Annotated in this window: 13 protein-coding genes; 6 read left to right on the top strand and 7 right to left on the bottom strand. The window is 39.3% G+C overall.

All coding sequences use genetic code 11. The features are described from left to right. Window positions 1–166 precede the first annotated feature (166 nt). Window positions 167–610, bottom strand: a complete 444-nt coding sequence (locus LMH66_RS09425) for a hypothetical protein (RefSeq protein ID WP_229369531.1) — start codon at window positions 608–610, stop codon at window positions 167–169. 182 nt (window positions 611–792) lie between these two features. On the opposite strand from LMH66_RS09425, the gene LMH66_RS09420 reads away from it, so the two are divergent. Next, on the top strand, window positions 793–1,473 hold the full coding sequence (locus tag LMH66_RS09420) for a TorD/DmsD family molecular chaperone (protein WP_229369527.1): 681 nt from the start codon (window positions 793–795) through the stop codon (window positions 1,471–1,473). Window positions 1,474–1,597: 124 nt separating this feature from the next. Here LMH66_RS09420 and LMH66_RS09415 read toward each other — a convergent pair whose 3' ends face one another. From LMH66_RS09415 to LMH66_RS09400, 4 genes are all read right to left on the bottom strand, one after another. Then, a complete protein-coding gene (locus tag LMH66_RS09415) occupies window positions 1,598–3,691 on the bottom strand; it encodes an alpha-amylase family protein (protein ID WP_229369526.1) in 2,094 nt (697 codons plus the stop codon). Between the two features lie 62 nt (window positions 3,692–3,753). Beyond that, complete coding sequence (locus tag LMH66_RS09410) at window positions 3,754–5,652, bottom strand: glycoside hydrolase family 13 protein (RefSeq protein WP_229369525.1); 1,899 nt, start codon at window positions 5,650–5,652, stop codon at window positions 3,754–3,756. A gap of 71 nt (window positions 5,653–5,723) precedes the next feature. Further along, entirely contained in the window at window positions 5,724–7,220 is a 1,497-nt protein-coding gene (locus tag LMH66_RS09405; RefSeq protein ID WP_229369523.1) for a tryptophan halogenase family protein, read from the bottom strand. 116 nt (window positions 7,221–7,336) lie between these two features. Then, window positions 7,337–10,057 (bottom strand): TonB-dependent receptor, encoded by a 2,721-nt coding sequence (locus tag LMH66_RS09400; protein ID WP_229369522.1) that lies wholly within the window; start codon window positions 10,055–10,057, stop codon window positions 7,337–7,339. Between the two features lie 500 nt (window positions 10,058–10,557). Here LMH66_RS09400 and LMH66_RS09395 point away from each other — a divergent pair, with 500 nt between their 5' ends. The 4 genes from LMH66_RS09395 to LMH66_RS09380 all read left to right on the top strand — a co-directional run bounded on the left by LMH66_RS09395 (window position 10,558) and on the right by LMH66_RS09380 (window position 17,562). Further along, window positions 10,558–12,186, top strand: a complete 1,629-nt coding sequence (locus LMH66_RS09395; RefSeq protein ID WP_229369521.1) for an alpha-glucosidase family protein — start codon at window positions 10,558–10,560, stop codon at window positions 12,184–12,186. A gap of 111 nt (window positions 12,187–12,297) precedes the next feature. Next, complete coding sequence (locus LMH66_RS09390; protein ID WP_102526197.1) at window positions 12,298–13,563, top strand: sugar MFS transporter; 1,266 nt, start codon at window positions 12,298–12,300, stop codon at window positions 13,561–13,563. Window positions 13,564–13,746: 183 nt separating this feature from the next. Further along, on the top strand, window positions 13,747–14,964 hold the full coding sequence (locus LMH66_RS09385; protein ID WP_229369520.1) for an RsmB/NOP family class I SAM-dependent RNA methyltransferase: 1,218 nt from the start codon (window positions 13,747–13,749) through the stop codon (window positions 14,962–14,964). 345 nt (window positions 14,965–15,309) lie between these two features. Then, window positions 15,310–17,562, top strand: coding sequence for an EAL domain-containing protein (locus LMH66_RS09380; protein WP_229369518.1), 2,253 nt, complete (start codon window positions 15,310–15,312; stop codon window positions 17,560–17,562). A gap of 8 nt (window positions 17,563–17,570) precedes the next feature. On the opposite strand, the gene LMH66_RS09375 is transcribed toward LMH66_RS09380, so the two are convergent. Both LMH66_RS09375 and ald read right to left on the bottom strand, forming a co-directional pair. After that, window positions 17,571–17,990, bottom strand: coding sequence for a secondary thiamine-phosphate synthase enzyme YjbQ (locus LMH66_RS09375; protein WP_229369516.1), 420 nt, complete (start codon window positions 17,988–17,990; stop codon window positions 17,571–17,573). A 451-nt stretch (window positions 17,991–18,441) separates the two neighbouring features. After that, window positions 18,442–19,557: an alanine dehydrogenase gene (gene ald / locus LMH66_RS09370; protein WP_102526193.1), complete on the bottom strand. Its 1,116-nt coding sequence runs from the start codon at window positions 19,555–19,557 to the stop codon at window positions 18,442–18,444. A gap of 179 nt (window positions 19,558–19,736) precedes the next feature. On the opposite strand from ald, the gene lrp reads away from it, so the two are divergent. Next, complete coding sequence (gene lrp, locus LMH66_RS09365) at window positions 19,737–20,243, top strand: leucine-responsive transcriptional regulator Lrp (RefSeq protein WP_055026025.1); 507 nt, start codon at window positions 19,737–19,739, stop codon at window positions 20,241–20,243. The last annotated feature ends 100 nt before the right edge of the window (window positions 20,244–20,343 follow it).

Here is a 20,343-nt window from a genome sequence, read left to right as displayed (position 1 = left end):
ATAATTTATTTAGGCCTATATTTAATAAGTGATAATAAAAAGCCAGCTGATGCTGGCTTTTTATTTAGGTAAGTATAATTAAGATAACTCTTATAAAGTCGTAGTTATATGATTAATATTTTTATAAAATTTAATGCATTATAACAAGTCATTAATTAGTATTACGCTATACAGTGAAGCGAGTATTACGACGTTGATTGACATTTCTTATATGTTTATCCCAGTTATTAGCTACTTGAATAACAGATCTTGCATGGTCTAATAACGCTTGGTTGTGCGATAAATCAATATCTAAAGCAAACCCTCTTGCTAAGGCAATGATAGAGTAATCTGTTTTAGTCATGGTTTGCTGGTTAACGCTATTATTGATTAGCATACTGAAACCAGAAAAGAATGCGCCTAATAACTCTGCTTCATTTAATGTTTTAGGTAAGGAGTCGATTCGTCTAAAGTCAGTGATAACAAGGCTTGCTAGTTTTCTGCTAATGTCATCGATAGACTTTGCTGGGTTAGATGATGCTTTCCAAACAGGGTCATTCACCAAGCTTTTTTCTATTGCGCTAGCTAACTCTGCTGCGCGCCACCTTTCTTTAAAACTCATCACTAACATAAATCTACCTAACATGTTTAATAGCAATCATTTAATCATACGAGTTATTGAAAAATAGAATGATGATCTAAGTCACTGTCTTAAATAAATCGTACTAATTGTTTTATATAAATTGGAACGTATCACAGATATAAATAATAACCTGAAATACTATGAAGGTAAGTAAATAATAAGGAAATAACATGACTAATGCTGATAACGTTAAATCTAAGGCGTTAATGTTTAATCTTTTAGCTGAAATATTTTATAGAAACCCTGATGAAGATTTAAAGGAAACGATATCCGAACTGGATACCTCATTATTCATAACAAATAGAACTAACTCGCAAGGTCCGGTTTTAATTTTATTGAATGAGATTAAAAGGCTGGCAACTGAGCAGCCTTTAGTAGAATTAAAACAAGATTTTAATGGGTTATTTATTCGACCCAAAGGCAAGTTTGCATACCCGTGGGGCTCTGTGTATCTCAATAAGCAAAATCGTTTATTTGACTTAACGACGTTGGCATTTATGGAGTTTTGTAAGAAGTACCAGTTGAATTTCACTTTAGAACAAAATGAACCAGTGGATCATTTTAGTCTGATGCTGGTGGCTTTGATCCATTGTATGGAACTTGATGACGCTGAGGAGCATACCAGCTTAAATGACTTTAATGAGTCGTTATGTGAGCACCCAGAAGCTAATCGAACGGCAACACTGTTAAAAATGCACTTATTACCTTGGAGTGGACGTTTTCTTGAGTTAGTTAATGAACACAGTACGTCTGGCTTGTATCGCGCAGCAGCAACCTTGAGCCAGCTTTTGCTTGACGAATTGAAACAAGATTACAAGATAACCGTAGAACCTGTTCAGCTATATAAATAAGTTTGTTTGTTGATGGGGTGATAAAAAGCCAGAAGGTCATTTAGGATGACGTTCTGGCTTTTTAGTTTAATTTTTACCCTGTCTTTAAAACCAAGAATCTACTATAAAACCTTGAGGTTAAGGCTTATAAATCAACGGCTAAAACTTGCGATTCAAGCGGATTAAGTTTAATGCTGATTGTGCCAGCCGCTGCTTGATTGATACTAAGTTGTTGTGATTGCTTTTTATCGTCAAGTAAATCGACTAATTGATATTGAGCAGCAGTTAATTTGGCAGCGCTGATTAATTCAGTCGGTAGTGATAAAGTAAACGATGACTCATCTGAAGAGCTAAAGTTTGTAACCACAATGATGAATTGTTCATCGTTATAACGACTAAATGCGAATGAGCTGTCATTGTATTGATTATTGGCATTGATATTGATATTGGTATTGAGACTAAGACTAAGACTATCAGTTGAGCTATTAGCTTCATTTTCAGCTTGTTCACTCAAACGGTTTATACTATCTAGCTCATAATACTTGCCTGTAAGTGCAGGGGCGGTATGGCTGAGGTTTAATAGGGTTTGGTAATACTGACGAAGTGACTTTTCACTTGCTGACGATTGACCGCCATCAAAGGCGCCATTGTTCATCCAGCGCTGGTGTGCTGGCACGCCCACATAATCAAAAATACTGGTTCTTGTAGCTTGTCCAAAGCCTGCATTTTCAGCGCCTTGTTCACCTACATCTTGACCAAAATATATAAGGGTTGGAGAGCGACTTATGGTTGTAGACACAACCATAGCTGGCAACGCTGCCTCTGGTGTACCAGCAAAGTCATCAGTATGAATACGTTGCTCGTCATGGTTTTCTAAAAAGTGCAGCATATGTTGTTCAATATCCATCACTTTTGCTTGATCAACCGCGATTTGTGCGGTTGATGTTTTGCCATGAATAATGTCTTTTAATGTGTCGTATAAATCGACTTTATCGTACAGATAATCCATTTTTCCTAAATGAATAAAATCGCGATAAAGGCTAGGGTTATAGACTTCAGCCAGTAAAAATGCATTAGGTTTGATATGTTTAATATTACTGTTTAAGTAACTCCAAAACTCGACGGGCACCATTTCGGCCATATCATAACGAAATCCATCAACGCCTTTAGCTAACCAATATTGTGTGATGTCTTTAAATTTGATCCAAGACTCTGGTATCTCAGCGGCATTTTGTGATTGCCAAAATGCATAGTGCTCAGTAACACTTTTGTCTGCAAAATGTTCTGGTAGAGCTGGGAAGTCGTAACTGCCGTCTGGTTTAACACCGTAATTTACCTTAACAGTTTCATACCAATCATTTGTATGAGGTTTAGCCAAACGGGAACCGTTACCTGTCCATTTAGCTGGTTTTTCTTCAAACATGCCATCGGCCAGAGGGTGCTGTTCACCTCCTAGCGGCTGATAGCCATTAATGGCGTCGGGTACGGCAAACTCTGAATCAACCACATAATAGAAGTTATTGTTTTTGTCGTATTCAACTTGAGTATTATCATTTTGGCCAAATTGACGATTTTTAGGTAACAGGGTTGCTTGAGTCGGATCATGTGCGTCTAATGATTGGTAATCTCTTGCTACATGATTCGGCACAATATCAATAATAACTTGCATGCCATTATCATGAGTTCGTTTGATTAATGCTTCAAATTCGGCTAAACGTAGCTGTGGGTTATCTGCTAAGTCGGGATTAACATTGTAGTAATCCTTTACTGCATAAGGTGACCCTGCACGACCTTTTACGACATCAGGGTCGTCATTACTAATACCAAATTCACTGTAGTCATTGATTAATGCATGGTGCGGAATACCCGTATACCAAAGGTGAGTAGTGCCTAATGATTTGATGTCTTGTAGGGCTATGTCGGTAAAGTCGCTGAATTTACCCACACCATTTTCTGCGATGGTTCCCCAAGGCTTATTTGTGGTGTTGGTATTACCGTATAAACGGGTGAAGACTTGGTACACCACGGGTTTTCCTGTCAAAGGCTCAGACATCAATTCCTTTTCAGTTTTAGCTGACGATGAAGATTCCATTAATGAATTTTCTACTGGAGTCTGCTTAGTGCAGCCGACCATGAATAATGCGGCAGCGCACATGCTTAATCTTATAATAGAAGATTTCTTGTTTGCTAATGCATTCGTGTTTTGTAATAAACTTATGCTTGGTAATAAAGTCGACATAGTTATCTCTTATGACAGCGTTATAATTTTAGTTGTTTCTGCGTTATCTCAAAGGAAAGAGATTATTTTGATAGTGTTAAGATAATGACACCTTTCTCTTTTAATGTGAGCGACTTATCTAATGAATACGAATGTTGTGAGAAGATATTTTCGCCGTTTTTATTGTCACCAATAACATCTTTAAAACGAGATAGATCCAGTTGCTGTGGCTGGTCGTTTTTATTGTAAATTATCAGTACGGTTTCATCTCTATTAGCAGCTTTGTAACGTCTTGCTTGTATATAAACCCCGTCTTTAGGCACGTAGTGAGATAACGCGCCTTGCTGCAGCGCTAATGAACTTTTTCGAAAATTGAGTAAGGTTTTATTAAATGCTAATGCATCTGCTTGGAGTTCAGATAAGTTTTGCTGTGTGAATACATTCACTGCATCATCTGCCCAACCGCCTGGGAAATCACCACGAACGAGACCGTCATTACGATCTTTTGTCGGGCTGGTCATCAATACTTCAGAGCCATAAAACATTTGCGGGATTCGGTTGCTGGTCATTACATATGTCATCGCCATTTTATACAATGCAATATCATCATTCATTAAACTGAAAAGGCGATTAGTGTCATGATTACCTTCAAATAACACTAAGTCGGTTGGCTTTGCATAAACCACATCATTAGCGAGCATTTCATATAAGTTTATAAAGCCGCTGCCCCAGTCTTCATTTTCTGTCAGGCTTGAAATAAGAACTTCATACAATGGAAAGTCCATCATGCTAGGTGTGTGTGATACATAGCCGTCGGCGTTTTGTTTTCCTGCTTGCCAGTAGCTGACTGTAATTGGGTTATCAGTCCATTCCTCACCGACAATATTGAAGTTTGGGTATTCATCCATGATAGCTTTGGACCAACGAGTCAAAAATGCCTTGTCTGCATATGAGTAGGTGTCTTCGCGAATGCCACTTAAGCCAGCATATTCCACCCACCAAATACTGTTCTGGATAAGGTAAGTTGCCATAAATGGATCAGTTTGATTCATGTCAGGCATAGTGTCAGTGAACCAGCCATTTTCAAACTCAGCTCTATCATCGGCCATGGCGTATGGGCCTTGAACTGTGGTTCTGCGATGGCTGGTGTAGATGATGTCTTGAGGGTTTTGTTGCCATTGTTTTTGGCCATTAATCCAGGTTGACGTTGGGAAGTCAGCCATCCACCTATGCCCTGAACCCATATGGTTTACAATGACATCCTTGATGATCCCAATACCAAACTGCTGTGCTTCTTCCACTAATGATTTGTATTCTTCATTACTGCCAAAGCGAGGATCTATGTTGTAAAAATCAGTGGTTGAATAACCATGGTAGGAATATTGAGCTTGGTTATTTTCTAGTAACGGGTTTATCCATAATTGGGTGACACCTAAGTCTTGTAAATAAGGTAGCGATTTACGTATTCCCATAATATCACCACCATGACGACCATCTTTATCGCTGCGATTGACGTTTTCAAGCATGCTAGGGTGATTATCGTTATCAGGGTTGCCATTAACGAAACGATCGGGGGTGATGAGATAAATGACATCTTTGTTGCTAAAGCCTTGTCTATCACGTGAACCAACTTCACGAGCTTGTATTGAGTAATCAAAGCTTTGAATAAATGTGTCGTTATCATAAAGACCGAACTGCAAGGTTTGAGGTTGAGCATTTTTCAAATCAAGGTCGATGAAAAGGTGATTTGGGCTGGTTGATTGATGAGTTTGCTTTAGTTTTACACCCTGAGATTGATCTAACTTAACCTGCATTTGACTAATGTTATCGCCATATACCAGTATTTGTAAGCTGCTATTTTCCATATCAGCCCACCATGATTCTGGTTCAACAGAAAGATTGGTAATTTCGGCAAATGAAGGAGCTGAAAACATCAACGTAGCCAGTAGAGAATAGGTAAATTTGTTGGGTTGATAAGTCATGTTGAAACCTTTTATTCTTTTTTAATAATTACTGTTTGCTAGAGAATATCTGTTAGAAACTGCGAATAAATTTATAAACGCTTGATGAAATCATCATGGCTTGGCATTTGACTGACTGCTGTTGTAATGATTTGCTTCACGTTAGCTAAAAACTCCTTAAGATCACTATCGGTAATATTGTTAGCAAGAGGATTATAATCATCTGGTTCAATACCTTGGCCTAGCAGCACTTGGACCCAAGCTGCCTCAGTAAAAAGCTCATCTTGATAACGAGTTACCGTTCCTGTTGCACGAAACAATTCGATTTTTTGCTTTAACGAATCTGGTATCGGCATGTCACGACATTGCTGCCATAAATCGGGCTCATTTGAAGAGTGTGCTTTGCTATTGACGTGATAATGAAGAATGATGAAGTCGCGAATTTGTTCAAATTCAAGTTTTGATTGTCGGTTATATTCATCAACATTGGCTTGCTGTATGCCATTGTGAGGGAAAAATTTAGTGAGGCGGATAATTGCAGATTGGACTAGATGCAAACTCGTCGATTCAAGGGGTTCTAAAAAACCACTTGATAGGCCGATCGCGATACAGTTTTTGTGCCACTGCATTTCACGACGACCGGTTTTGAAGTTGATTTTTTTAGGTTCTGCTAATGCTTTACCATCAAGATTATCAAGTAATAATGCTTTTGCAGCTTCGTCAGAAATATGTTTACTGGAATAAACCAGACCATTTCCTGTGCGATGCTGTAATGGAATACGCCATTGCCAGCCAGCATTATGAGCAATTGAGCGAGTATAAGGCACTAATGGTTCAGATCGTTCACAAGGTACGGCATAAGCACTGTCACAAGGCAGCCAATGTTGCCAATTTTCATAACCAACGTTCAGTTGTTTCTCTATTAATAATGCTGCAAAACCTGAGCAATCAATAAATAAATCACCGTTAATTACCTGATTATCCTTTAAGGTGACAGACTCTATGTTGCCTTGGGAATTAAGCTGAGCTGAGGTAATTAAGCCTTCAATTCGATTAACGGACAAATTTTCGCTGTATTGCCTAAGCATCTTGGCATATAAACTTGCATCAAAATGGTAGGCATGAGTAAGGCCATGTAATGGTGAACCTGCAATTTTATCAATGTCCGAGAACTTGTTTTCTTTAGCAGCCTGATAATTTAACGAATAGTCCCAAAATGACATGGCATGTTTGGGTTGTGACTTCTTCCAATAATGATGGAATTGGGTGTAGCCAATATCTTTCCCCACATCGCCAAAGGCATGCATATAGCTGTCTTGCTCTTTACCCCAGTTCTCAAACTGTATACCGAGTTTATAACTGGCTTGAGTTTGCTTGATAAAATCGGCTTCTTTGATGCCTAAAACACTATTGAATATTTGCAGAGGAGGTATGGTCGCTTCACCAACCCCAATAGTGCCTATATCTTTAGATTCAATAAGGGTAATACTTAATTGATTTTTGAATAATTTACTGAGCATGGCAGCAGTCATCCAGCCAGAAGTCCCGCCACCTACAATTACAATGTTTTTTATTTTGTTATTTTCCATAGTAATCGCCTTAGATTAGTTATTTTAAAATATGAGTTTTCTATTTGGATTATGGATAGTCATAAAGTAAAAAAGCCCCTGTAACAGGTTACAGAGGCTTTATTGTCGTCGTTAGATTAGAACTTGTAGTTCGCACCTAACATGTAGTTACGACCATAGTTTTGGTAGTCACGTACATGACGAGCATCATCACCTGTGTAAGATGTGAAAGGCTCATTAGTTAAGTTATTCACCTGGAATAATACTGATAAGCCGTAAAGGGCATCAATACCACTTTCAGAGAAGTCATAACCCACTTGTGCATCGACTACAGTTTCAGCTTTCACGTTAACATTTTGACGAGTCAAACTGATTGCGGTGACTTCACCTAGGAAATCACTACGGTAACGAGAACTCACTCGTGCTTCAAAGCCTGAGTTTTCATAGTAAACAGTCGCGTTAAATGTTTTCTCAGATAAACCTGGTAACGTTGTTGGGTCGCTATCTGGGGTTTCTTTCACTTCACTATCGTTATAAGAACCACTCATTACAGTACCAAAGCCACCTAGTACATCAGCAAATTGACCGAAATCTAATGAGAATGATGCTTCAATACCTTGAACATAACCGCCATCACCATTTTGTGGTTGCGTGACTAATCCAATTGGGTTATCACCCGGATTTTGCGGTAAAATAGTACTGAAATCAAAAGCAGATTGTTGATCATAAACGTAGTTTTCTAAGTCTTTATAGAAAACGGCAACAGCAAAGTAACCTTGATCACTGAAGTAGTTTTCGTAACTGATGTCATATTGACGTGCCATCCAAGGACGTAGTTCAACATTACCTGCGCTACCTGACCAGTTAACGCCGTCGTTAGGGTTTTCATTGTAGCTAAAGTTAACGTTTGCATTCATCTTATCCATACGAGCACGGGTAAGAGTACGTGCAGCAGCAAAGCGAAGCATTTGGCCATCTGCGATGCTTAAACCTAAGTTGATACTTGGTAACCATTCAACGTAGTCGTCACCTGCAGTGCGTGGAGTGAGAACCACTTCACCATTTTCTACAGTTGCAACAGTACCATCTGAACTTTGATCACTGTGAACCGCCTGTAGACCGACGTTACCAGTTAATGGTAGGTCAAATATTTCAGTATCAAGGTTTGCCATGACGTATGCTGTTGAAATTTCTTCGTATACGCCCCAAGAGTTGGTCGCACGAGATAAGTCTACGTTTGCTACGTCAGTTTCTGTGTAATTTCCGTCATTATAAAAAGCTAATGAATCGTAACTTAACACATCACCCATACCGAAGAAGTCAAGCGAAGTAGGGCTAAGTAAGTATTGATCCGGTACAGTCATTACATAATTAGGATCAGTGCCGTCATAACCTTTAAGCGTTAAATAGTAACCTTTATCTAGCTTGGTTTTATCACGGTCTGTACGGTTAACACCAAATTCGATACTACGTACAACACCTTCGTCAAAGATGTATTCAGCACTTAAACGGAAAGATTTTAGTTCATCTTCAATTTCAGGTTTGTTGATGAAACCATCTTGAGTGTTAGCACCTAATGGACTACCCCAACCAAGTGGATCGCCTAATTTAATCACGTTTGGATCTGAATAATCTAAACCGTGAGTAAAGTTGTAGCCACCATTGCCGTTGTAAGCAAAGCCTAAATCATCGACCGCGCCAACACCTGTACCACGACCTGTGCCGCTGTAGCTTTCCATACCGATATCAGTACGTTCAGCTTTTGAAAGGGCAATATCAGCTTCAACAGACCAATTTTCACTAATGGTAAATTTGTTATTCCAGCCTACTGATAGTGATTCAGCATCACGTTTATTGACATCGTTACGAACGACAACTTCAGCACCTCGGATAACACCTTCAGTGACTAAACCATCTTCAGTAGTAATAGCTTCAACACCACCGTTTGCGCCCCATGCAGCAGGGATTTCAATACCACGTAAACGTTGATCATCAGTAAATTTAGAGTAATAAAGATCAACAGTTGAATGGAAAAAATCATTCGGTGCATATTCAAAGACTGCTAACACGCCATCACGTTCAAGCTCAGAAGAACGAACAAATGGTTTAGCACCACCTAAAACACTGTCACCAGCATCATTTTCAGGGTAACCCCATGCTTGCCAGCGCTCTTCTTGGTTTGGAGACTGCATACGAGCATAACCAAGTGCAATACCAATTGTGTCATCAGCGAATTGGTCGATATACGAAATGCTGCCACGGTAACCCGTGTCTTCAGAACCACTGTTTAACGCGCCAAGGTCATTCATTTCGCCACGTAAACCAATAGCGAATGTTTGCTCGCCGTGTGCTAAAGGACTAATGGTTTGCATATCAACGGTACCACCAATGGCTTGAGCCATCACTGATGCATCCGGAGTCTTATATACCACGACACGGTTTAATAATTCAGAAGGGTATTGGTCAAATTCAACACCACGGTTGTCGTTAACTGAAGCCTGTTCACGACCATTTAATGTCGCAGTTGTAAAGTCAGGGCCCATGCCTCGAATAGAGATGACGTTTGCACGACCATCTAGACGTTGAGCTGATACACCTGGTAGACGTGCTAGTGATTCTGCAATACTAACATCGGGTAACTTACCGATATCTTCTGCTGAGATAGCTTCGACAATTGATGATGATGACATCTTCAAAGATTGAGACTCTTGCAAGCTACGGCGAATACCGGTGACTTTTAGTACTTCAATTGATTCATCTGCAGTAACAGTATCTTCTGCTTCAGCTGCGTAGCCGTACATGCTTGTACTGGCAGCAACCATTGCTAACGTCAGTAAGCTTGGTTTAAATAGCGACATCCATCTTTCCCCTTCTGAATGGCCAACAGCTCTTATAAGTAAGGTAGAGCTGTTAGATTTCTATTATTTATAATTACAGTCTTTATAGTATTTTTCTTCAGCTTGCTTAATTGACTGCATAAGCGCTGAGGTATATTTCCGTTTTGTTGCGGAACAGTGAAGATACTACTCCTAGCATTCTTTGCTCGACAACGTTATGCATACGTATTCAAAGATTGGATAGGCAAAAAAAGACCTTTTTTTTACTTTTAATTAACATTCGAAAGTCATGTTGCCGGCTATTTAAGTATCTGAATTATAGCACTAAACTCTCTAGTGTGTATTTTTGAAAAATGTATTAATTCTTTGCATACGTATGCAGCTCTATTGAACCTCATTTCCATATTCACGTATCCTCGAGTCAATTAAATAATAACGACGACCTGTTACTGGGTCGCAACAAAGAGTTAACTGTAGCAAGGTTGTTTTGTAGTTAATTCGCTTATTACAGAGGGTGTGCGATGAGTCAGTTATCATGGTGGCGTGGCGGAGTGATATATCAGGTATATCCACGAAGCTTAATGGATTCCAATGGAGATGGAGTAGGGGATCTACAAGGGATCATTACTAAACTTGATTACATTGCTAGTTTGAACGTCGATGCTATTTGGATTTCGCCATTCTTTAAATCACCAATGAAAGACTTTGGCTATGACATCAGTGATTACCTCGACGTTGATCCTATGTTTGGCACAATGCAAGACTTTGATGAACTTATTGCAAAAGCACATAAGCTAAACATTAAAGTTGTCATCGATCAGGTGTTAAGCCATACCTCTGACGAGCACGCTTGGTTTAAGCAAAGCAAATTAAGCCGCGATAACGATAAAGCAGATTGGTATGTATGGGCTGATCCGCAAGAAGATGGGACTGCACCAAATAATTGGTTAGCCATATTTGGTGGCTGCGCATGGGAGTGGGAGCCACGTCGTCAACAATACTATTTACACAACTTCTTAAAAAGCCAACCAGATTTAAACTTTCACAATCCTGAAGTAAGGTCTGCGGTATTAGATAACGTTGAGTTCTGGCTTAAAAAAGGTGTCGATGGTTTTAGGTTAGATGCGATTACGTTCTGTTACCACGACGAACAGTTACGTGATAACCCTGCGAAACCAAAAGATCAGCGTCAAGGTCGTGGTTTTAGTGAAGATAACCCGTACGCTTACCAATATCACTATTTCAATAATACTCGACCACAAACCGTCGGTTTTATTGAAGATTTACGTGCCTTAATCAATAAATATCCAGGTGCTGTGACGTTAGGTGAAGTGTCATCTGAAGATTCTTTGGCGACGATGGCTGAATATACTCAAGGTGACGAACGCTTACATATGGCATATAGCTTTGAATTATTAACTAACGATTTTAGCGCTGCTTATATACGTCAAACCGTAGAAGAGCTAGAAGCCAGCATTGGCGACGGCTGGCCATGTTGGGCTATTGGGAACCACGATGTACAGCGGGTTGCAACTCGTTGGGGCAAAGGTGAAACCAATTCAGATCTTGTTAAGATGCTAAATGGCTTACTGTGTTCATTACGTGGCAGTGTTTGCAGCTATCAAGGGGAAGAGCTGGGATTAACAGAAGCCCCGATTGAGTTTGAACAACTACAAGATCCATTCGGTATCGCCTTTTGGCCGATGTACAAAGGACGTGATGGCTGTAGAACGCCTATTCCTTGGGTAAAAGATCATCTTCAAGCAGGCTTTAGCGAAGCTAACAAACCTTGGCTACCGATACCTGACGAACATAAAGCTTTATCGGTTGATTCTCAGGAAAATGATACTGATTCTACATTGAATGCCTATCGTCACTTTTTGGCATGGCGCAAACAATACCCAGCATTAGTGGCAGGCGACATTAAATTTATCGATACTGATGAGCCTGTTTTAGCTTTTACACGTCATTTTGAAACTCAAACTTTGTTAGTGGTGTTTAACCTGGCAAATACCACTAACCAGTTTGATGTTTCAAACCTTAATATTAAACAAGTTATTGATAATCATGGCTTAGCAAGCGCTGAACTCGTTAATGACAGTGTGCTAAATTTTGATGGGTTTAATAGCTTTTTTGCCATCATCGACTAAGTTGATATTACAGCAACCTTCAGTTGCTGTTTTAGTTTATAAGCTTGACTCATTATTCAAGCCGATAACTCAGTATAAGTTTCTTAATACAATAACAAGAGTACCTAAATTATGGCCTCAACAATTTCAAGCGGAACCGCAACCGTCAGCCATTCAGGCGATGGGAAATATCGTTTTGCACTCGTATCGCTCACATCATTATTTTTTATGTGGGGTTTTATTACTTGCTTAAATGACATCCTTATTCCGCATTTAAAAGCAGTATTTTCATTAAGTTATACCGAAGCAATGTTGATTCAATTTTGTTTCTTTGGTGCTTACTTTTTAGTGTCTCTCCCTGCTGGAAAACTCGTTAAAAAATTGGGTTATCAGCGCGGGATTGTCACAGGGCTTGTTATTGCTAGTTTTGGTTGCGCGTTGTTTTATCCTGCTGCTGATTTTGCTGTTTACGGATTGTTTTTAGGGGCACTATTTGTGCTGGCGTCGGGTATTACTATTTTACAAGTCGCTGCCAATCCATACGTTAATGCGCTGGGTAGTGAAGAAACTGCATCAAGCCGCCTTAATTTAACCCAGGCTTTTAATGCTTTAGGTACAACAGTTGCGCCATACTTTGGCGCAATCTTAATTCTGTCAGTTGCCACTGGCGCAGTGGGTGAATTAAGCCATGCACAAGCAGAAGCTGAAGTCGTTAAAATGCCGTACTTGTTTCTTGCTGCTACTTTAGCGGTGTTAGCCGTGATATTCGCGAAACTTAAACTGCCGGTGATTGAAGCACATGTTGAACCAGATTCAACAGGTGAAGTGACTTATAAAGGCAAAAGCAGTGCACTACAAAGCACTCATTTAGTCTTGGGAGCTATCGGTATTTTTGTTTATGTTGGCGCAGAAGTATCAATTGGTAGTTTTTTAGTTAACTTTTTAGGCGAAGAGCATATTGTAGGACTTAAAGAAGCCGATGCTGCTAAATATATTACTTATTACTGGGGCGGAGCTATGGTTGGACGCTTTATTGGCTCTGCTGTGATGCAAAAGATTTCTGCTGGTAAAGTGCTGGCTTTTAATGGCCTGATGGCGGCTGCATTAGTGTTAGTTGCAATGTACACCAGCGGTCAAGTAGCGATGTATGCGATTTTGGCAGTAGGTTTATTTAACTCGATTATGTTCCCAACGATTTTCAGTTTAGCATTAAGAGATCTTGGGCCTCATACTTCACAGGGCAGCGGTGTGCTTTGCCTTGCTATTGTTGGTGGTGCAATCATTCCTTTATTGCAAGGTGTGATGGCCGACAGTATGGGAATACAACCTGCATTTATTTTGCCTGTGGTTTGTTACGCATTCATTATATTTTATGGTGCTAAAGGCTCAAGAATCTAATCTTTAGACCCTATAATCATCTGTACTTATACAAAAGCAGCCAGTTGGCTGCTTTTTGTTTTTAGTTTATTGGATTTTAGCGCTGATTTATAAGAATCTACACTTGCGCTAGCGTCCGTTAGCTCCTATGATCCAATCGCTTTTCTGTATTAACTTCTTTTTCTTTACTCTGTGAGATCCCCAATGCTGACTTTCCCACTTTCTGGCAGTTCATCTGAACTGGTAATTGATGTGCTAACCATGGTGTTAACTGATGGTAAGCCATTAGATAGAGCATATTCTCACAACTTTTCTGGTATGCAATTTCCGCCTGCAGAACTTGCCCGTATCACAACAGTAACGGGTGATATTCTTCGTCGTTTGAATTTATATTGCTACTTAGTTGATATGAAAGCAGATGATATCGAAAGAATGGGGTCAAAGTTACTCAATGGATGGCATTTATTCCATGAACTTGAAATACCTAAGATGGAATATGCATTACAAGTTGATGCAGACGATTTTGCCGCGCGTATCGCAGAAGCTAAAACGCAGCCAGCATTATGGGACGGTTGTCCTGAGTGGTTAGATACTCTAGGTGCTGAGCAATTAGGTGATAAATGGCCAGCAGAAAGAGCTGCGTTAGCAGCAGTACCTAAACGTTATATCCGAGCTAATTCTTTAAAAGGTACTAGAGAAGAATTAAAGCAACGTTTAACCAAAGAATTAGTCGCAACAGCTGAAGTTGACGGGGTAGAAAGTGCCCTTGAAGTTCGCTCTGACTCTGCTTTATTTAAAACAAAAGCATTTAAAGAAGGTTACTTTGAGCAGCAAGACGCTGGCTCACAACTTGTTGCAGCCGCTGTTGATGCAAAACCGGGTATGCGAGTTGTAGATGCATGTGCAGGGGCTGGTGGTAAGACATTACATATTGCAGCGCAAATGAAAGGTAAAGGCCGTTTGTTAGCGATGGATGTTGAGCAGTGGAAACTCGACAATTTAAAGACTCGTGCTCGTAGAGCCGGTGCGCATAATGTTGAGACACGCATTATTGCCAGCAGTAAAACCATTAAACGCTTAAAACTTACCGCAGATCGAGTGCTACTTGATGTGCCTTGTTCTGGTCTTGGAGTGCTTAAACGTAATCCAGATTCAAAATGGCGTGACACGCCAGAACGCCTGCCGGTATTAATTGAGCTACAAAAAGATATTTTACAAAGCTACAGCCGTATGGTGAAAGTCGGTGGGATGCTTGTGTACGCAACTTGCTCGATTATGCCGGATGAAAACCGTAACCAAGTTGATGCATTTATTGCTGCAAATCCTCATTTTAAATTAATCGATGATGAAGAAATTTTGGTTTCAGAACATGGTTTTGATGGTTTTTATTTAGCCCGTATGGAACGTGTAAGCGAAGCCTAACTTTTGAGTTAGTTGTTGTTTGAATATTTTCAGTTATCTTGGAGTAAGTACTCAGTAAAATTCTAAAGAATTGTTTCAAATAAAATCTAACGATAAACACATCATTAAAAGCAGTATTATCAGCAGACAATACTGCTTTTGTTATTTTTAGAGCATAAAAATAGCTAATTCTCATTCAAACCAGATTAATCAAATGTTTGTCCTTTTTGCAAAGAGTACACTTGTTGGTCACTTGTAATGCTTTTGTTGATTTTATCTTTAAATATGCATAATCTTCATAATATATATGATGCAGTCAAACTGTCATAAACAGTTCGCACTAGTTTTTTAAATCGTAGGAGCTCTATGGATAGCGCGCAGTATAAAGTGAATGATTTTGTGAGTAGCGATGTTTTAACACATCGCTCTTCAAGCATTGAGCGTTATAGCACGATTTTATCTATGGTACTGGAAGGCTCACCACTTCGCGAAATACTCCATTCTTTAGTTTTATCCATTGAAGCACAAAAAATAGGTACCAAAGCCTCGGTTTTATTAATCAGTAATGATAAAAAGCGTTTACTTAATGGCGCAGCACCTAGTTTACCAGAAGAGTACAACCAAGCTATTCATGGGGTTGAAATTGGCCCTGAGATTGGTTCATGTGGCGCAGCAGCTGCCACTGGTAAGAGGGTTATTGTTGAGGATATTGAAACCTCTCCTAATTGGGCAGCCTTTAAAGAATTACCCCTCAAAGCGGGACTAAAGGCCTGTTGGTCAGAGCCTATTATTGATTCAAATGGTGACGTTTTAGGAACGTTTGCCATGTATTATGATACCAAGAAATCTCCCTCAGCATTAGATCTCGAATTAATTCAAGAAGCGGCAAAGTTAGCCAGTTTATCAATAGAGCGTAGCCAGGCTTTACACTTACAACAACTAACCAGTCGAATATTTAGTAAGTTACCTATGGGCTTAGTGATCACAACTGATTCCCATTCCTTATTACTTGTAAACCCAATGTTCAAAACCATTACTCGAGATTTTACTGCGGACAAATCTGTATTTGAGCCAGAAGTCTTTTTTGAAAGATCTGATGAAAAAGCATTAAGCTCGATGCTTAAAAATTTAACAAGAGGCAATACGTGGCAAGGGGAGTTGGTTGGTTATAAAAGAAATGGCCAAACATTTGATGCTGAAGTCACGGTGACTACGTTCAGAGATTATCATGGTGAGCAAAATTGTTTCTCTTGGTTAATAACAGATATAAGCGAACATAAAAGTGCGAATAAGCTGATTCATTTTCAAGCTAATAATGATGCATTAACCAGCCTTGCTAACCGAAGATGTTTTTTAGATAAAATATATGATTATGTCTGGCAGCATGAACGCACAAAACAAAATAATATTGCTTGTAGTGTGCTGCTAATGGACATAGATAACTTTAAGTTAATTAACGACAGCTTAGGTCATGAAAATGGTGACTTTTTGCTTAAAGAAGTGTCAGACCGTTTAAGTTTAATTTCGCCATCCAATAGTATGTTAGCAAGAATCGCCGGTGATGAATTTGGTTTATTTATCCCAGGTCTAATCACCGATAATGAACTTATCGCACTCGCGAAACAGATTAACCAATCAGTTACGGAAGTTGTGGTTATTGAGCAGCAGCAAATACATCCATCGATGAGTATCGGCATTGCGCGTTACCCTGAAGACTCAACCATTGTTGAATCACTGATTAATTTTGCTAGCCAAGCAATGTATGACGTTAAATTAAAAGGTCGTAACAGCTATCAATTCTTTAATAAAGAAATGCAAAAAAACGCTGAACGTACCGCTTACCTGCAAATGGAACTCAATAAAGCGTTAAACGAAGAAGCATTTGAACTGTATTTTCAGCCTATTGTTTCAGCCAAAACCTCGAAAATAGAAAAGGCTGAAATTCTATTACGCTGGCAATTAAATGGTGAATTTATATCTCCTGAAGAGTTTATCCCAATCGCAGAGCAGTCAGGGCTGATTGTTCCTATTGGTAAATGGGTAAGACAACAGGCATTAAAGATCATTGCAGAGTGCTGGCGACAGGGTGAACCGATTGCATTATCAGTAAATGTCTCTACTTGTGAATTTTTAACTGACGATTTGCAAAAACAGTTTCTCCAGTGTTTTGAAGAGTTCATGGACCAACAAACAGAATCTGACTTCCCATTATCATTGCTGACGCTTGAAATTACCGAGTCATTGATGATGGATCAGCACCAGAATATTGAGAGTCTATTGAATCAACTAAGAAGTTGCGGGATAAAAATTTCGGTAGATGATTTTGGTACTGGTTACTCATCGTTATCCTACCTTGCCAATTTTCCTGTGGATCAAATTAAGATTGATAAGGCTTTTATTCAGAAAATTGAACAAGGACCCCGTCATAGGGCACTTGTTGAAGCGATTGCAAGCATGAGTAATGCATTAGAACTTGCGGTAACGGCGGAAGGGGTAGAGACCCAAGCACAATTGGATTTCGTAAAAAATAATAAAGTTGATGCTATACAAGGTTACTTTTTTTACAAACCTATGCCTCAGCAAGCATTCTTCGACTTGATTAGCCTGAATAATTCATGACTTAAGTACTACTCACCTTGAATTGTAATCATCATATGTCGCTGACCGCCATGATTGCGATGCTCGCCAAGATAGATCCCTTGCCACATTCCTACCGCTAATTGACCATCACTAATTGGAATCGACAGCTCACAACCTAATAGGCTCGATTTTAAATGTGCAGGCATGTCATCACTACCTTCATAGGTGTGCACATAGTAAGGCTCATTTTCAGCCGCAGTTTTACTAAAGTAAGACTCAAAATCTTGCCTAACACTGGGATCGGCATTTTCATTAATTGTGATAGACGCTGAGGTGTGTTGTAAGAACACGTGCATTAGCCCGATTGAAAAGTTCGATAATTCAGGGATCTGCTTTAATATTTCATCAGTCACTAAATGAAACCCACGTGGTTTAGCCGTTAAGGTTATTTGTTTTTGAAACCACATTTTCTTCTCTTTATTTCGTTAATTTAGGTTCAAATTGTAGAGATTTTTGGTCAAAACGCCAACAGTCAAAAACACTGCTATAAAAAATTTCAGCAGGATAAAACGCTATTGGCTGTTAAATTCAATTTTTTAGTCCCTTTTATTGACTTGCATTAGCTGAAAGCCTTGTTGTATATGGGTTGTGAGAGGTGTTGGGGGATTCGTGTCATTTTACGATGATTTTTTTCGAGGTATAAAAAAAGTCCAAATTGACTGTCTAATTGTAGTAAAAAACTCAGCACACAGTTGTAAGTTGTGTGTAAAACGAACGATTGATACAAAGTGTTGCAATTGTTTGTGGTTGATTAATCTCAACTTTAGTTTAAAAGAAAAGAGGGTAGGCACAAAAAAACCGCTCTAAGAGCGGTTTTTAAACTAAAAATGGCGACGTTAATTAACGGCCTATTTAGTATTAACCAAGCATAATTTTTGGTTCAGTAAACTCAAGCTCTAATGCTTCAGCCACTTCTTTACAGACTAGTTTACCGTGGATAACATTAAGGCCATTCAGTAAGTGCTGGTCAGCAAGTAGTGCTTTTTTATAGCCTAAATTAGCAAGTTTAAGAATGTATGGCAGGGTTGCATTGTTCAGTGCAAACGTTGATGTACGGGCTACAGCGCCCGGCATGTTAGCCACACAATAGTGAACAACATCATCAACAATGTACGTCGGCTCTTGGTGTGTTGTAGCGTAAGATGTTTCAACACAACCACCTTGGTCGATAGCCACATCAACAATAGCACTGCCAGGTTTCATGCGTGAAATCATGTCACGCGTCACCAATTTAGGCGCAGCTGCGCCAGGGACTAATACACCGCCAATGACTAAGTCAGCATCAATTACATGACGTTCAATCGCATCTGCAGTTGAGTAAATTGCTTTAACTGACGAGCCAAATTGAACGTTTAAACGACGTAATGCATCAATGCTACGGTCAAGTACAACTACGTCTGCGCCCATGCCCACAGCCATTTGTGCAGCATTTGTACCTACCATGCCGCCGCCAATAATAACCACTTTGGCAGGTTCAACACCTGGCACACCGCCAAGCAACATACCACGACCACCTAGTGACTTTTCAAGGGCGCGAGCACCAGCTTGAATTGACATACGACCTGCCACTTCTGACATTGGTGCAAGTAGTGGTAAGCCACCACGATCATCAGTCACTGTTTCATAAGCGATACATACTGATTTACTTTTAATTAAGTCTTCAGTTTGTGGCATATCAGGTGCTAAATGCAGATATGTAAATAGGATCTGATCTTCACGCAGCATAGCGCGTTCAATGGCTTGAGGCTCTTTAACTTTTACAATCATGTCTGACTGAGCAAACACTTCTGCGGCAGTTTCTAGAATAGAAGCACCAGCGTCAATAAAATCTTGATTGGTAAAACCAATGCCAATACCAGCATCGGATTGTACGAATACATCATGACCTTTAATCGTTAGTTCTCTAACGCTTGAAGGAACCATACCTACGCGGTATTCGTGGTTTTTGATTTCAGTAGGGATACCAATAATCATTTTGTGCCTCTATTTAATCAGTTGTCGTTGTTGACAGTTCAATTATTATTATAATCGTTCGCCTGAACGTGCTTATTTCAGGGAAGTCTAGTATAGTGCCCAAGACGCAGTTTATGCTGCTAAACTTTACACATTAAAAGATGAATATGTTGTTTTTGTGCTAAAGCAAGGTTAATAATATGGCAAATAATAAAAAAAATTCTGTAAAAGATTTAGATCGGATTGACCGTAATATCCTCAATGAACTTCAAGTTGATGGTCGCATATCAAACGTGGAGTTATCGAAACGAGTAGGGCTTAGTCCTACTCCTTGTTTAGAGCGAGTTAAGCGTCTTGAGAAACAAGGTTACATTAATGGCTACACTGCATTAGTTAACCCTCATTATCTTGGTGCATCTTTACTTGTATTTGTGGAAATCACGTTAACACGCGATACGCCTGATATTTTTGAACGCTTCAACAAAGCGGTTCAATTACTCGATGATATTCAAGAATGTCATTTAGTATCTGGAGACTTTGATTATTTATTGAAGACTCGAGTATCTGATATGTCGGCATATCGTCGTTTATTAGGTGAGACACTACTTAAGTTGCCATCAGTTTCTGATACTCGTACTTATGTGGTTATGGAAGAAGTCAAACAAACTAATAAAGTCGCATTAAATTTATTAGCGGATAGCTACTAAACTTTCTGACCAATAAAAATAAAGGGCATTGCCCTTTATTTTTTTGTCCAAAATTTGTTCACACTTAAAAAATGTCACTTATCGGTGTAAAAGTAACCAA

Source organism: Shewanella sp. 10N.7 (assembly GCF_020806285.1).
In the GTDB taxonomy this organism is placed as follows: domain Bacteria; phylum Pseudomonadota; class Gammaproteobacteria; order Enterobacterales; family Shewanellaceae; genus Shewanella; species Shewanella electrodiphila.
The sequence above is the reverse complement of the archived record's forward strand: the minus strand, read 5'-3'. Positions and strand labels throughout refer to the sequence as shown.

Bases quoted from the DNA above. Each gene is read 5' to 3' on its own strand.
- LMH66_RS09410 (WP_229369525.1), bottom strand. From the start codon at position 5,652: ATGACTTATCAACCCAACAAATTTACCTATTCTCTACTGGCTACGTTG.
- LMH66_RS09415 (WP_229369526.1), bottom strand. From the start codon at position 3,691: ATGTCGACTTTATTACCAAGCATAAGTTTATTACAAAACACGAATGCA.
- LMH66_RS09380 (WP_229369518.1), top strand. From the start codon at position 15,310: ATGGATAGCGCGCAGTATAAAGTGAATGATTTTGTGAGTAGCGATGTT.
- LMH66_RS09375 (WP_229369516.1), bottom strand. From the start codon at position 17,990: ATGTGGTTTCAAAAACAAATAACCTTAACGGCTAAACCACGTGGGTTT.
- LMH66_RS09390 (WP_102526197.1), top strand. From the start codon at position 12,298: ATGGCCTCAACAATTTCAAGCGGAACCGCAACCGTCAGCCATTCAGGC.
- LMH66_RS09405 (WP_229369523.1), bottom strand. From the start codon at position 7,220: ATGGAAAATAACAAAATAAAAAACATTGTAATTGTAGGTGGCGGGACT.
- LMH66_RS09420 (WP_229369527.1), top strand. From the start codon at position 793: ATGACTAATGCTGATAACGTTAAATCTAAGGCGTTAATGTTTAATCTT.
- LMH66_RS09400 (WP_229369522.1), bottom strand. From the start codon at position 10,057: ATGTCGCTATTTAAACCAAGCTTACTGACGTTAGCAATGGTTGCTGCC.
- ald (WP_102526193.1), bottom strand. From the start codon at position 19,557: ATGATTATTGGTATCCCTACTGAAATCAAAAACCACGAATACCGCGTA.
- LMH66_RS09425 (WP_229369531.1), bottom strand. From the start codon at position 610: ATGTTAGTGATGAGTTTTAAAGAAAGGTGGCGCGCAGCAGAGTTAGCT.
- lrp (WP_055026025.1), top strand. From the start codon at position 19,737: ATGGCAAATAATAAAAAAAATTCTGTAAAAGATTTAGATCGGATTGAC.
- LMH66_RS09395 (WP_229369521.1), top strand. From the start codon at position 10,558: ATGAGTCAGTTATCATGGTGGCGTGGCGGAGTGATATATCAGGTATAT.
- LMH66_RS09385 (WP_229369520.1), top strand. From the start codon at position 13,747: ATGCTGACTTTCCCACTTTCTGGCAGTTCATCTGAACTGGTAATTGAT.